Origin of the sequence: Microvirga subterranea (genome assembly GCF_003350535.1) — a bacterium.
GTDB lineage: Bacteria > Pseudomonadota > Alphaproteobacteria > Rhizobiales > Beijerinckiaceae > Microvirga > Microvirga subterranea.
On the sequence record NZ_QQBB01000001.1, the window covers coordinates 960,741 to 974,237 of the forward strand.

12 protein-coding genes are annotated in these 13,497 nt (G+C 64.0%); 9 read left to right on the top strand and 3 right to left on the bottom strand.

The features are described from left to right. Positions 1 to 29 precede the first annotated feature (29 nt). Together DES45_RS04505 and DES45_RS04510 are read right to left on the bottom strand one after the other, a co-directional pair. A complete protein-coding gene (locus DES45_RS04505; protein ID WP_114768736.1) occupies positions 30 to 1,373 on the bottom strand; it encodes an aspartate aminotransferase family protein in 1,344 nt (447 codons plus the stop codon). Continuing rightward, positions 1,370 to 2,260, bottom strand: coding sequence for a MurR/RpiR family transcriptional regulator (locus tag DES45_RS04510; protein ID WP_114768737.1), 891 nt, complete (start codon positions 2,258 to 2,260; stop codon positions 1,370 to 1,372). Before DES45_RS04510 ends, DES45_RS04505 begins: the two co-directional genes overlap by 4 nt. 110 nt (positions 2,261 to 2,370) lie before the next feature. On the opposite strand from DES45_RS04510, the gene DES45_RS04515 reads away from it, so the two are divergent. The 8 genes from DES45_RS04515 to DES45_RS04550 all read left to right on the top strand — a co-directional run bounded on the left by DES45_RS04515 (position 2,371) and on the right by DES45_RS04550 (position 11,951). Next, the gene (locus DES45_RS04515) at positions 2,371 to 3,195 is read left to right on the top strand and encodes a beta-keto acid cleavage family enzyme (protein WP_114768738.1); all 825 of its coding nucleotides are present in this window, start codon (positions 2,371 to 2,373) and stop codon (positions 3,193 to 3,195) included. 298 nt (positions 3,196 to 3,493) lie between these two features. Beyond that, positions 3,494 to 5,476: an AMP-dependent synthetase/ligase gene (locus DES45_RS04520; RefSeq protein WP_173949212.1), complete on the top strand. Its 1,983-nt coding sequence runs from the start codon at positions 3,494 to 3,496 to the stop codon at positions 5,474 to 5,476. Beyond that, a complete protein-coding gene (locus DES45_RS04525; protein WP_114768739.1) occupies positions 5,473 to 6,273 on the top strand; it encodes an ABC transporter ATP-binding protein in 801 nt (266 codons plus the stop codon). The genes DES45_RS04520 and DES45_RS04525 overlap by 4 nt, the downstream gene beginning before the upstream one ends. Before the next feature lie 10 nt (positions 6,274 to 6,283). Continuing rightward, the gene (locus DES45_RS04530; RefSeq protein WP_173949211.1) at positions 6,284 to 7,240 is read left to right on the top strand and encodes a branched-chain amino acid ABC transporter permease; all 957 of its coding nucleotides are present in this window, start codon (positions 6,284 to 6,286) and stop codon (positions 7,238 to 7,240) included. Positions 7,241 to 7,252: 12 nt separating this feature from the next. Next, positions 7,253 to 8,338, top strand: a complete 1,086-nt coding sequence (locus DES45_RS04535) for a branched-chain amino acid ABC transporter permease (protein WP_114768740.1) — start codon at positions 7,253 to 7,255, stop codon at positions 8,336 to 8,338. A 73-nt stretch (positions 8,339 to 8,411) separates the two neighbouring features. Beyond that, complete coding sequence (locus DES45_RS04540; RefSeq protein WP_114768741.1) at positions 8,412 to 9,734, top strand: ABC transporter substrate-binding protein; 1,323 nt, start codon at positions 8,412 to 8,414, stop codon at positions 9,732 to 9,734. A gap of 94 nt (positions 9,735 to 9,828) precedes the next feature. Beyond that, positions 9,829 to 10,677: an ABC transporter ATP-binding protein gene (locus tag DES45_RS04545; RefSeq protein ID WP_114768742.1), complete on the top strand. Its 849-nt coding sequence runs from the start codon at positions 9,829 to 9,831 to the stop codon at positions 10,675 to 10,677. Between the two features lie 41 nt (positions 10,678 to 10,718). After that, positions 10,719 to 11,951, top strand: coding sequence for a phenylacetate--CoA ligase family protein (locus DES45_RS04550; RefSeq protein WP_114768743.1), 1,233 nt, complete (start codon positions 10,719 to 10,721; stop codon positions 11,949 to 11,951). Positions 11,952 to 11,963: 12 nt separating this feature from the next. On the opposite strand, the gene DES45_RS04555 is transcribed toward DES45_RS04550, so the two are convergent. Beyond that, positions 11,964 to 12,200, bottom strand: coding sequence for a hypothetical protein (locus DES45_RS04555; protein WP_114768744.1), 237 nt, complete (start codon positions 12,198 to 12,200; stop codon positions 11,964 to 11,966). 654 nt (positions 12,201 to 12,854) lie between these two features. Here DES45_RS04555 and DES45_RS04560 point away from each other — a divergent pair. Next, positions 12,855 to 13,226: a hypothetical protein gene (locus tag DES45_RS04560; RefSeq protein WP_245429739.1), complete on the top strand. Its 372-nt coding sequence runs from the start codon at positions 12,855 to 12,857 to the stop codon at positions 13,224 to 13,226. Positions 13,227 to 13,497: the final 271 nt, after the last annotated feature.

The following is a 13,497-nucleotide window of genomic DNA, read 5'->3' on the forward strand; positions in this document are numbered from 1 at the left end:
TCGCCCAACAACCGGCCTGCGCCGGACGTTCAGGCTGCCTTCAACTCGATGCCTGCGAGTGCCGCGTCCACGGCATCCCCCAGGCGTTCCACGATAGCATCGACGATCGGTTCGTCGACGATGAACGGCGGAGCGAGCAGGACATGGTCGCCGCGTGCTCCGTCGATCGTTCCGCCCATAGGATAGACCATGAGGCCGCGCGCCATCGCCTCGCGCTTGATGCGCGCGTGAAGCTTCTGTTTAGGATCAAACGTCGCCTTGGTCGAGCGGTCCTCGACCAGCTCGACCGCCATGAAGAGGCCCCGGCCGCGGATATCCCCAACATGAGGATGGTTGCCGAACCGCTCTCCGAGGCGGCGCGTGAGGTGCGCGCCCATCCGGCGGACATTGGCGAGCAGATCGTCCCGCCGGATGACCTCCTGGACCGCGAGGCCGGCCGCACAGGCCATGGGATGGCCGAGATAGGTGTGGCCGTGCTGGAAGAAGCCAGAGCCGTTCGCGAAAGCGTCGAAGATCCGACGGCCGAGCAGAACGGCCCCGATCGGCTGATAACCTCCGCCGAGACCCTTGGCGATGGTCATGAGATCCGGCGCGACCCCGTCCTGCTCGCAGGCGTGGAGAGTGCCGGTGCGACCCATGCCGCACATGACCTCGTCCAGGATGAGGAGGATGCCGTAGCGGTCGCAGATCGCACGAACGCGCTTGAGATAGTCGGCCACCGGCGGAACGGCGCCCGCGGTCGCACCCACGACGGTCTCGGCCACGAAGGCCATGACGCTGTCCGGCCCGAGTTCCAGGATCTTGTCTTCGAGGGCCTGGGCGGCGCGAGCCGCGTAATCCGCGTCGCTTTCGCCCTTCTGCTGAAACCGGTAGGCGAAGCACGGATCGATATGGTGCGTCTCGACCAGAAGCGGGCGAAACTGGGTGCGCCGCCACTCGTTGCCACCGGTCGCGAGGGCTCCGAGCGTGTTGCCATGATAGCTCTGGCGCCGGGCGATGATGTTGCGTCGCTCCGGCTGGCCGATCTCCACGAAATACTGCCGCGCCATCTTGAGCGCGGCCTCGACGGCCTCCGAGCCGCCGGACACGAAGTAGACGTGGGACATGCCTTCGGGAGCATCCTCGATCAGCCGGTCGGCGAGGGCCTCTGCCGGCTCGGTGGTGAAGAAACTCGTATGGGCGTATGCGAGCTTGTCCGCCTGTGCGTGGAGGGCCGCCACGATGTCGGGATGGCCGTGGCCGAGGCAGGACACGGCGGCGCCTCCGGACGCGTCGATGTAGGAGCGGCCCTCCGAGTCGAAGAGCTCGACGCCTTTCCCGCCGACCGCCACCGGAAGGGTCGTACGGATCTGGCGATGGAGGATGCGGCTCATGATGATCTCCTGCCGTCTTGCGGCGTCCAATGAATGTTGAAGGCGGTAAGCTGGTCTTCCGTGCGCCTGAGCGCTTCCAGCGAGGCCTCTCCGCCACGCCCGGCGACGAGCGCCGCCAGGATCTCGCCGGCCACGAAAGCGGGCGTCATGGCATGGAAGAAGGAAGGGCCTCCGGTCGGAACCAGAACGGCAACCCGGGCAACCTGCGCGAGCGGAGATACGGCGCTGTCGGTGACGGCAACGATCGGCACGTGCTTCCCGTGCGCATACTGAGCGATTTCAACCGTCGCACGGGTATAGGGAGCAACGCTGACGGCGAGGAGCGCATCCTGTTCGGTCGCGGCCCGGATCGGGTCCGCTCCGACGCCTGCGGGCGAGTCCAGAAGGGTTGCCCTCTCGCCCAACAGGGAGAGGACATAGGCCATGTGCCAAGCCACGGTGTGGGAGGAGCGCAACCCTGCACAGAAGATCCGTCGCGCCGCAGCCAGGAGTTCCGCCGCCTGCACCAGCCGTTCAAGGGAGGCAGGCTCGCCGAGCCGGGCGATCTGCAGGCTCAAAGAGGCGATCATATCGGCTGCCAAAGCTCGTTCGCCACGGGCTTTCTGACTGGCAACCTGGTAGCCGGCCTTACCGGAAAAGCTGAGACCGCCCTCGCGGATGGCCTGGGCGTAAAGCTCGCGAACCGCATCATAGCCGTCGAAGCCGAGCCGTTTCGCGAGCCGGGTCATGGTCGCCGGCTGCACGCCAGCCTGCCGCGCCTGCTCGCGCATGGACAGCAACGCCACATCGCCCGGACTTTCAAGAATATAGCGAGCGGCCGTCTGGAGCTGCGCCGGCATCTCCGGAAAAGCGTCGATAATCTTCTCGTTTAGAGGGCCCGTCTCCATGGCGTTATCATAGAAGCGGCTTGCAAGACTCGCAACACGTGTTTGATAATCGAATCAAATGAAACAAATGAATCTTTAGCGAGGAACCCATGCACGAGCCAGCAGACGGAATGAGAAGTTCTCCGGTCGTGATTGCCGTTGCACCTAATGGCGGGCGGCGAACCAAGGCCGATCATCCGTCTCTGCCGATGGGGCCGGATGAACTCGCCCGGACGGCGGCACAATGCCTCGAGGCTGGAGCAGCGATGATTCATGTCCACGTGCGCGACCGCGAGGGGCGTCATCTTCTCGACGCCGAAGCCTATGCGTGCGCCTCCACGGCCATCCGGCAAGCCGTGGGAGACCGGCTCGTCATCCAGATCACCAGCGAAGCCTTAGGCGTCTACAGGCCCGAGGAGCAGATGGCGGTGGTGCGTCAGGCCCGTCCCGAGGCGGTATCCCTCGCCTTGCGGGAGTTGGCGCCCCAGGAGGCGGATGAGCCGGCCTTCGCCGAGTTCATGCAGTGGATCGGCAAGGAGGGGGTCGCGCCGCAGATCATCCTTTATGCGCCGGAAGAGGCGGTTCGGCTTGCCGAGTTGCAGAGGCGCGGAATCGTGCCGTTCGAGAATATTCCCGTCCTTTATGTGCTGGGGCGCTACACCGTCTCGCAGACCTCCCGGCCCGCTGACCTGCTCCCCTTCATCGCGCCGGACATGCCCGTCTACAGCGACTGGATGACCTGCGCGTTCGGTCGGTATGAAACGGCCTGCGTGACGGCTGCCGCCCTTCTCGGCGGTCATGTCCGGGTCGGCTTCGAGAACAATCTCGATCTGCCGGATGGAACGAGAGCGCCGTCCAATGCCGCCTTGGTCGATCGGGTTGCCCAGACGCTCGGAGTGTGTGGCGCGCCCCTCGCCGACGCGGCTGCCCTGCGGAAGGAATGGTCCCTCGGATGAGGAGCGGCGTCGGCAATGAGGCTTCGCCGCCGATCCTTTGCCGACTGTGACGCTCAGGAGCCGGGCGCCCGCTTCCTGCCGGGAGAGGCAGGAGACGCATTAGTCCATGGTAGTGGGTGCCCCCCGGCCGTCAGCCCTTGTCGATCCCCCTCTGCCGATACAGAATGCGCGCAACGAAGCTCAGGAATGAGCCGCCGGACCGGAAAACCGGCCGGTTGCGCAGATCAACTGCGTGCCAGAGGAAACACAGGCGCGTCGCAGGCTGCCGAGGCATGCGAGGCTCGAGGAGGTGACGTCGGTGACGACGGCTGCAAGCTCGCGCGACGATACGTTCCCGAAGCTGCTCGCGCGCAATGCGCTCGTGCGCCCGAACCGGACTGCATTCCGCCACAAGGATTTCGGGGTCTGGCAGTCATGGACCTGGGCCGAAGTGCACGAGGTTGTCCGGGCCTATGCCTCCGGATTGCAGTCCCTGGGCCTCAAGCGTGGCGGAAAGATCGCCATCATCGGCCACAACCGTCCTCATCTTTACTGGACCATGATCGCCGCGCAGTGGATCGGCGCTATTCCGGTGCCGGTCTATGCGGATTCGGTGGCGGACGAGATGGCTTATGTGCTGGCCCATGCGGAGGTGACGCATGCGGCCGTGCAGGATCAGGAGCAGGTCGACAAGCTGCTCTCCGTGGCCGAGCGCATGCCGCAGCTCGGACGGATCCTGTATGACGAGGACCGGGGTCTGAGAGATTACGACCACAGCCGGCTGCATTCCATTCGATCGGTCGTAGAGGAAGGGCGGGCTCGACTCGCCGACGGCGCGGAGCGGGAGAAGCTTGAGGCCGAGAAGCAGGCGGGCAATGGAGCCGACCTTGCGATCATTCTCTACACCTCGGGCACGACCGGTCGCCCGAAGGGAGTGATGCTGACCTTCGAAAGCGTCATCGCGGCTGCCGAGATCGGCTGCGACTTCGACAAACTCGACGAGACCGACGAGATCATCGCCTACCTTCCGATCGCCTGGGTCGGCGACCACATCTTCTCCTATGCGCAGGCGATCCTGGCAGGGCTTTGCGTCAACTGCCCCGAGAATCCCGAGACCATTGCCGAGGACAGGCGCGAGATCGGCGCGACTTACGTGTTTGCCCCTCCCCGGATCTTCGAGAGCATGCTGACCTTGACCATGGTCCGGATGGAAGATGCGGGAGCCCTGAAACGGCGCATGTTCAAGTTCTTCATCGACCATGCCAACAAGGTCGGCGAGAGGATCCTGAACCGGCAGGCCGGCGTGGGCGCCTGGGACCGGCTCCTCTGGCACGTGGGAAACGTCCTGGTTTACGCCCCGCTGCGCAACCGCTTCGGCATGACGCGCGTGAAAGTGGGCTACACGGCCGGCGAGGCGATCGGGCCGGAGATCTTCCGGTTCTACCGCTCGATCGGCGTGAACCTGAAGCAACTCTACGGCCAGACCGAGGCATCGGTCTACATCACCATGCAGCCCAACGGAGAGATCCGCGCCGATACGGTCGGCCGGCCGGCCCCGCGGGTGGAGATTCGCATCGACGAGAACGGTGAGGTACTCTATCGCTCGCCCGGCGTGTTCGTCGGCTACTACAAGGATGAGGACAAGACGGCCGAAACGAAGACGCCGGACGGCTTCGTCCGCTCAGGCGATGCGGGCTTCTTCGACGAGACCGGACACCTCAAGATCATCGACCGCGCCAAGGATGTGGGCAAGATGCGGGACGGCTCGCTCTTCCCGCCGAAATACATCGAGAACAAGCTGAAATTCTACCCGAACATCAAGGAAGCCGTGTGCTTCGGCGACGGGCGCGACTTCGTCGGCTGCTTCATCAACATCGATCTCGTGGCCGTCAGCAATTGGGCGGAGCGCAACGGCGTGACCTATGCGTCCTACCAGGAGTTGGCGGGGCACCCTCTCGTCTACGAGATGATCGAGAAGCATGTGGACGAGGTCAATCGCTCCCTCGCGTCCGAGCCGCGCATGGGCGGCGCCCAGATTAAGCGCTTCCTGATCCTGCACAAGGAACTCGACGCAGATGACGGCGAGCTGACGCGTACCCAGAAGGTGCGCCGCGGCTTCATCGCGGAGCGCTACGACCCGCTGATCCAGGCACTCTACAACGGCTCGACGGAGGCGGACATCTCGACGGAAGTGACGTTCGAGGACGGTCGCAAGGGCGTCATCGCGGCGCGCGTGAAGGTGAGGGACATGAAGCTCTATCCTGTGAAGCAGGCCGCTCCCCTGCCGGAGGCCGCGGAATGAGGGCGCCGGACAATCCCGTCGCCGCCAAGGGAGACGTTCTGCTCGCGGTCGACAACGTGTCACTCGGGTTCGGCGGCGTGAAGGCGCTGTCCGACGTCTCCTTCGACATTCGCCGCGGCGAGATCCGTGCGATCATCGGCCCGAACGGGGCCGGCAAGACCTCGATGCTCAACTGCATAAACGGATTCTACTACCCGACCGAAGGCCGCATCACCTTCAAGGGCGTGAAGCGGCCCAAGATGCGGCCCTATGAGGCCGCCCGGGGCGGGATTGCCCGCACGTTCCAGAACGTCGCCCTCTTCAAGAGCATGTCGACCCTCGACAACATCATGGCGGGACGCTCGCTCAAGATGAAATCGAACTTCTTCTGGCAGCTCTTCCGCCATGGGCCGGCCATGAAGGAGGAGGTCGAGCATCGCCGGGTCGTCGAGGAGATCATCGATTTCCTCGAGATCCAGCACATCCGCAAGATTCCGGTCGGGCGACTTCCCTACGGCCTGCAGAAGCGGGTCGAGCTCGGGCGGGCGCTGGCCATGGAACCGGACCTTCTGCTCCTCGACGAGCCCATGGCCGGGATGAACCTGGAGGAGAAGGAGGACATGTCCCGCTTCATCCTCGAGGTGAACCAGCAGTTCGGCACCACGATCGCGCTGATCGAGCACGACATGGGCGTGGTGATGGATTTGTCGGATCGGGTCGTGGTTCTGGAATACGGCCGCAAGATCGCCGACGGCACTCCGGACGTGGTCAAGAGCGACCAGCGGGTGATCGACGCCTATCTCGGCGTGGCGCATTAAAGAGGGATCGATGGACATTCTTTACAAGGTCTTCATCGAACCGTTCGTCTTCATGGGCGAGGCGCCCGACCTTTTGCTCCAGACCCTGTGGGAGGGGCTCGTCTCCGGCGTGCTCTACGCCCTGATCGCCTTAGGCTTCGTCCTCATCTTCAAGGCCTCAGGGGTCTTCAACTTCGCTCAAGGCATCATGGTGGTGTTCTCGGCCCTGATCCTGGTGGGTCTCTACGAGAAGGGCGTGCCGGCCTTCCTTGCCTTGATCCTGGCAATCGGCGCGATGCTGCTCCTGGCGGTGGCCGTCGAGCGGGTGGTGCTGCGCCCCCTGGTCAACCAGCCGGACATCATCCTCTTCATGGCGACGTTCGGCCTGACCTACTTCCTGATTGGCCTCGGCGAGCTGATCTTCGGCGGCAATCCCAAGGAGATGATCACGGGGCCTCTGTTCCTGCCCCAGGGCACGACGGAGCTGGAGATGTTCGGCGGCCTCGTCCGTTTCCAGCATCTCGACATCGCGGCCGCCGTCATCGCGTCGATCATGATCGGCCTCCTTGCGGTCTTCTTCTCGAAGACGCGCATCGGCCGGGCGCTCCGGGCCGTCGCCGACAGTCACAAAGCGGCGCTCTCGGTAGGCATCTCCCTCAACCAGATCTGGGTCATTGTCTGGTTCGCGGCGGGCATCGTGGCGCTCGTCGCCGGCATCATGTGGGGCGCGCGCTCCGGCGTGTCCTTCTCTCTCCAGATCATCGCCCTGAAAGCGCTTCCGGTTCTCATCCTGGGAGGGTTCACTTCCATTCCCGGCGCCATCATCGGCGGCCTCATCATCGGGGTGGGGGAGAAGCTCGGCGAGTTCTACTGGGGTCCGCTCGTCGGCGGCGGCATCGAGACCTGGCTCGCCTACGTCATTGCGCTCCTGTTCCTGCTGTACCGGCCGCAAGGGCTGTTCGGCGAAAAGATCATCGAACGGATTTGAGGGAGATCCCGCTTGTTCTATCGCGAGGCCGGCCAGTTCAAGTCCACCTATCCCGCCGACATGGCGATCTTTCCCCTGCGCGAGGACAGGATCGGCATCGCCGTCATCATCCTGGCAGCCTATTCCCTGGCCTTCCTCGGCAACGCCTTCCTGCTCCAGGCGGTGATGATCCCGTTCCTGGTCTTTTCGCTGGCGGCGATCGGGCTCAACATTCTGACGGGCTATGCGGGTCTGCTCTCACTCGGCACCGGCGCCTTCATGGGAGTGGGAGCCTATGCCTGCTACAAGCTGATGACGGCGTTCCCCGATGTGAACGTCATCGTCTGGATTTTCGTGTCGGGGTTCTTCTCGGCCGCCATCGGGGCGCTGTTCGGATTGCCGTCCCTGCGGATCAAGGGGTTTTACCTCGCCGTCGCGACGCTTGCGGCGCAGTTCTTCCTGCAATGGTGCTTCATCCGCATTCCGTGGCTCGTGAACTACAACGTCTCGGGCGCCCTCGACGCGCCGCTGCGGACCCTCTTCGGAATTCCGGTCCTCGGCGCGACCGCCACCCCGCAGACCCGCTACCTCGTGGTCCTGACCATCGTGATCCTCCTGACCTGGGTCGCCTCAAATCTCGTCCACGGCCGTATCGGCCGGGCCTGGATCGCCATCCGGGACATGGATCTGGCCGCCGAGCTGATGGGCATCCGTCCGCTGCAGACGAAGCTCCTCGCCTTCGCGGTCTCGTCCTATTACTGCGGCGTTGCGGGCGCGCTTCTGGTCTTCCTCTGGTACGGCGGCGCTGAATACGACGTGTTCAACATCAACCAGTCGTTCTTCATCCTCTTCATGGTGATCATCGGCGGGTTGGGCAGCCTGATCGGCTCGTTCTTCGGCGCAGCCCTCATCTTCATCCTGCCGATCGTGCTCGGCATCGTCCTGCCGGCGATGCTCTCGCCCTTCGGACTGTCGGTCGGGGCGGACGTCATCGAGCACCTGCGCTTCATGATCGTCGGCGCGCTCATCATCTTTTTCCTGATCGTCGAACCGCACGGCCTCGCGCGGCTTTGGCAGATCGGCAAGCAGAAGCTCCTGGTCTGGCCGTTCCCTTACTGACGGCCGATCCACGCAAGGAGACGGGAACTCGACAATCCGGCTCAGCCGGACAACAACGGGAGGAAACGAAACCATGTCGTTTCGCAAATTGAGCCTTGGATTAGCCGTCGCCACCATGATCGGGGGCACCGTCCTGCCCGCAGCGGCGCAGGATTCGATCTACGTTCCACTTTTCACCTATCGGACGGGACCCTTCGCCGGATCCGGCACCCACATCGCCGACGGCATGCACGACTATCTTGAGATGCTGAACCAGCGCGATGGCGGCATCGGCGGCGTGAAGCTCGTGCTTGAGGAGTGCGAGACCGGCTACGACACCAAGAAGGGCGTCGAGTGCTACGAATCGGTGAAGGGCAAGAACCCGGTCATCGTGAACCCGTGGTCGACCGGCATCACCCTGCCGCTGATTCCACGCGCCTCCGTCGACAAGATCCCGATCCTGTCCATGGCCTATGGTCTCTCGGCTTCGGCCCGCGGCGACATCTTCCCCTGGGTCTTCAACCCGCCGGCTACTTACTGGGACGGTCTGTCGATGATCGTCAAGTACATCGGCGAGAAGGAGGGTGGCCTCGACAAGCTGAAGGGCAAGAAGATCGGCTTCCTGCACCTCGACGCCAGCTTCGGCAAGGAGCCGATCCCGCTGTTGCAGGAACTCTCGAAGGAGCTCGGATTCGAGGTGGCGCTGTATCCCGTCGCTGCACAGGACATGCAGAACCAGTCCTCGCAATGGCTCAGCGCCCGCCGCGACCGGCCCGACTACATGATCATGTGGGGCTGGGGCTCGATGAACGGCGCCGCTGTGAAGGAGGCCGTGCGTTCCGGCTATCCCATGGACAAGTTCTATTCGGTCTGGTGGCCGGGTGAGGACGACGCCCGTGCCGGAGGCGCCGGCGCCAAGGGCTTCAAGATGCTGAACTGGCATGCGGTGGGCACGAACTTCCCCGCGCTTCAGGACATCCAGAAGCACGTGGTCGACAAGGGCCTGTCCAAGGCGCAGAAGGACAAGGTCGGCGAACTTCTCTACAATCGTGGCGTCTATAACTCTCTCCTCATCGCGGAAGGCATCGCTACCGCCCAGAAGCTCACGGGCAAGAAGGCGGTGACCGGCGAGGACGTTCGTCGCGGCATGGAGAACATCAAGCTCGATCCGGCTCGTCTGAAGGAGCTGGGGCTCGAAGGCTTCACCGATCAGCTCGTCCTGTCGTGCTCCGACCATAACGGCCATCGCCCGGCCTTCATGCAAGAATGGGACGGAACGAAGTGGGTGAAGATCTCCAACCCGATCGAGCCGATGACCGACCGGGTGAAGAGCCAGCTCGACGCCGCCGCCAAGGACTATGCCGAGAAGAACGCCGGCTGGCCCAAGCGCACGGAAGCCTGCGACAAGGCAAGCTGATGCCGCTCCGGGGCTCCGGCGTTTGGAGCTCCGACCAGCACGTGCGGGCAGGATCCGTCCTGCCCGCCGCCCGATGGATTGAAGGGACAAGCCCATGAGCAGCGCCGTTCAGATGCCCGCTTCGGAGCAGCCGGAGACCGCGGACATCGTGCTGTCGGTGAACAACATCGAGGTGATCTACGATCACGTCATCCTCGTGCTCAAAGGGGTGTCTCTCGCCGTCCAGCGTGGAGGGATCGTGGCCCTGCTCGGAGCGAACGGCGCCGGCAAGACCACCACGCTCAAGGCCATTTCCAACCTGCTGCGCGCCGAGCGCGGCGAAGTCACCAAGGGCACGATCGAGTTCAACGGTGAGCGGGTCGACCGCCTCTCCCCGAACGAGCTGGTGCGCCGGGGTTGCATTCAGGTGCTCGAGGGGCGTCATTGCTTCGGCCACCTGACGATCGAGGAGAACCTTCTCACCGGCGCCTTCACAAGGCGCGACGGCAACGCCGCCATCCGCCGCGACCTCGAGGCGATCTACGCGTACTTCCCCCGCCTGAAGCAGCGGCGGAGCTCCATGGCAGGATATACCTCCGGCGGCGAGCAGCAGATGTGCGCCATCGGCAGGGCCATGATGTCCCGCCCCAGCATGATCCTGCTCGACGAGCCGTCCATGGGACTGGCGCCTCAGATCGTCGAGGAGATCTTCGAGATTGTCCGGCAGCTGAACGCGTCCGAGGGCGTGTCCTTCCTGCTGGCCGAGCAGAACACCAATATGGCGCTGAAATACGCCACCTACGGCTATATCCTGGAAACCGGCCGCGTGGTCATGGACGGTCCGGCGCAGATGCTGCGTGAGAACGAGGACGTGAAGGAGTTCTACCTTGGCGTTTCCGAAGGCGACCGGAAGTCGTTCCGCAACGTGAAAAGCTACAAGCGCCGCAAGCGCTGGCTTGCGTGATTCATTCCTCGCCCACGCGAATCCATTTGGAGGCAGCTGCCTTGACCGACGCCTATGATGCGCTCGAAACCCGTGATCCTGCCGAACGGGAGGCCGATCTGTTTCGCCGCCTGCCGGAGATCCTGAGCCGGGCCGCGATCGCGCCCGGGTATGCAGACCGGCTGCGTGAGTACGATCTGTCTCGCGTCACCAGCCGCGAGGCGCTCGCGGCTCTGCCCGTGCTCCGCAAATCGGAATTGCCGGCCCTTCAAAAGACCGGATTGCCCTTCGGAGGCCTCGTCCCCCATGGGGCGGGGACGTTCGGACGTCTTTTCACCTCCCCCGGGCCGATCTTCGAACCGGAAGCCGTGACATCCGATCCTTGGCGCTCGGCCCGAGGCCTCTTCGCAGCGGGCTTTCGCAAGGAAGACATCGTCCTCAACACGTTCAGCTATCACCTCACTCCCGGCGGCTTCATCATGGATGCCGGGGCACGGGCGCTCGGCTGCGCCGTCATCCCGGCAGGACCGGGCAACACGGAGCAGCAACTGGAGCTGATCGAAGCCTATCGCCCGGTCGCCTATTGCGGCACGCCGGATTTTCTCAAGATCATTCTTGATGGGGCCGCGTCCACTGGACGGGACGTGTCGTCGATCAAGCGGGCGCTCGTCTCCGGAGCAGCCTTTCCAAAGACCCTTCAGGACGAGTTCGCCAGCCGCGATATCGAGGCCTTTCAGGCCTATGCCACGGCCGATCTCGGGTTCATCGCCTATGAGACGTCCGCGCGCGCCGGCCTCGTGGTCAATGAGGACATCATCGTCGAGATTGTGCGTCCCGGAACCGGCGATCCCGTTCCGCCCGGTGAGGTCGGCGAGATCGTGGTGACGAGCCTTGATCCTCATCATCCCTGGATCCGCCTGGCCCTGGGCGACCTGACGGCGGCGCTGCCGGGCATCAGTCCATGTGGTCGGACCAACCTGCGGATCAAGGGCTGGATGGGCCGGGCCGATCAGGCCACTAAGGTGAAAGGGATGTTCGTGCGCCCCGAACAGGTCGCGGAGATCGGGCGGCGCCATCCTGAACTCGGGCGCCTGCGTCTTGTTGTGACCCGCGAAGGGGAGGCCGATCTCATGACGCTTTCAGCCGAGACTGATGCGGCAAGCGATAGGCTCGCCGATCAGGTGGCCGCTTCGCTGCACGCGGTCACGAAGCTGAAGGGGCGTGTGCTCCTGGTGTCGCCCGGACAGCTGCCGAACGATGGGAAGGTCGTGGCCGACGAGAGGCGATACGACTAAGCCAAGCTTCGCCTAATAGGCTTCGTCCATCAGACGCGACAAGGCTCTCGGGCTCGGGCGCACGAGGACGTCCATCCGCCGTCCGTCGGGAAACTCGATGGTCCTCAGGCTCATGACCTCGAGGCCTGAGTTGACCCCGTCCCGAAGCCGTGCGGAGCGGGCGCCGTCACGGTCGAACCGTTCGGCCTCCCGGATCCGCGAGGCGGGTGCCGTTTTCGTGCGGCTGGAGGCAACTGCCTTCCGTTTCACGGATGCATCAGACCTGTCCGCCACCGCGGACCTTGCCGAAGTCCGGCGTGTTTTGCTGCTGTCCACCGTCTTTCGGGGTGAGGGGCGCTCGGTTGCGGCGGATTGGTTCGTCGCCGGTGTGGATTGTGGAGCGCTTGCGCTCTCCGTGCGAGGCTCCGGTGCCCCTGTGGGAGGTGTCTTCCGTTCAGGCTGGGAGGCGTGGTCTGGAGGCGTCGGAGATGGTGCCGAAGGCTGCGGAGCCGTTTTCGCTGTTGCGCCGACGTCGGCCGGTGGGTCGACCCACGGCCGTCCGGTTTGGGCCCAGGCGACGGTCGCACCCGTCAGTACCGTCAGGAGCGAGGCCGCTCCCATCAAATGCTTCAATGCGCCCGTCATGACGTCCTCCGCGCTTATACCTTGAAAGAACGCTCAGGGTCTCGGCTCAGGTTCCATCTCTGTAGCCAGGACGGCGTTCGCGGAAGGGGGGCTTGGCGACATGTAACCTGCGGGACAACGGGGTTCATTCCAAGCTTCGCGGCCGACGGAAAGATCCCGAAAGGGCCTGAAAGGCATGGACTCTCCGGAACAGCAGAGGCTCACGCCGGTTCATAAGGGAGCATCGGGATCTCACACGGTACCAGCTGGGACCGGCACGAGAATGTGATGGAGACGCATTTGGCCAGCCGTTCTGACGTTCCGCCCACTCATACCGTCAAGCCGATCGAACCGCCTCCGGCGTCCGATCGGCCCACCTCGGCGATGCTGAAGGGCGACATCGACAGTGGCCGGACCGGAGACAAGAATCCCGTTTTCGATCCGGGCCTCTCGCCGCTCGGGACGGATGATGAAGCGGCTGGCACACCTCCCAGTCCATTCCGGATCATGCTGGCCCGCTACTCCGAGAACTTAGGTCGCTGGGCGCAAGGAAGCCGGCAGGCCGGAGCGGCCCATCACAAGTGGGACGGGTTTCCTGTCGTGTTCGTCGGCTCGATCGGAATCATCGCACTCGTCCTCATCATCGGGATCTGGAGTGTCCGCGGAGGATAGCTTGGCGTGATCCTCGCTTCTGTCACGCGAGCAGCTTCCTCTCGCAAATCGACCGCAGCACGGATCAATATTTCAGCTGCGCAATCGAGAACGCCGCGCAACCAACGCGCGATTTCACCAACGTAGTAATCCGTGATGCGCGTGGCGGTTCTCCGCGCGCAGCCGAACCAAGGCATTCGCATCACGTTGATGTTAAGTCGCGGGCAACTGTTTGGTCTTATGATGACAGCGGCTGGACTTGTGCTTGAGGTTGGCATGCTCAAATGAGACA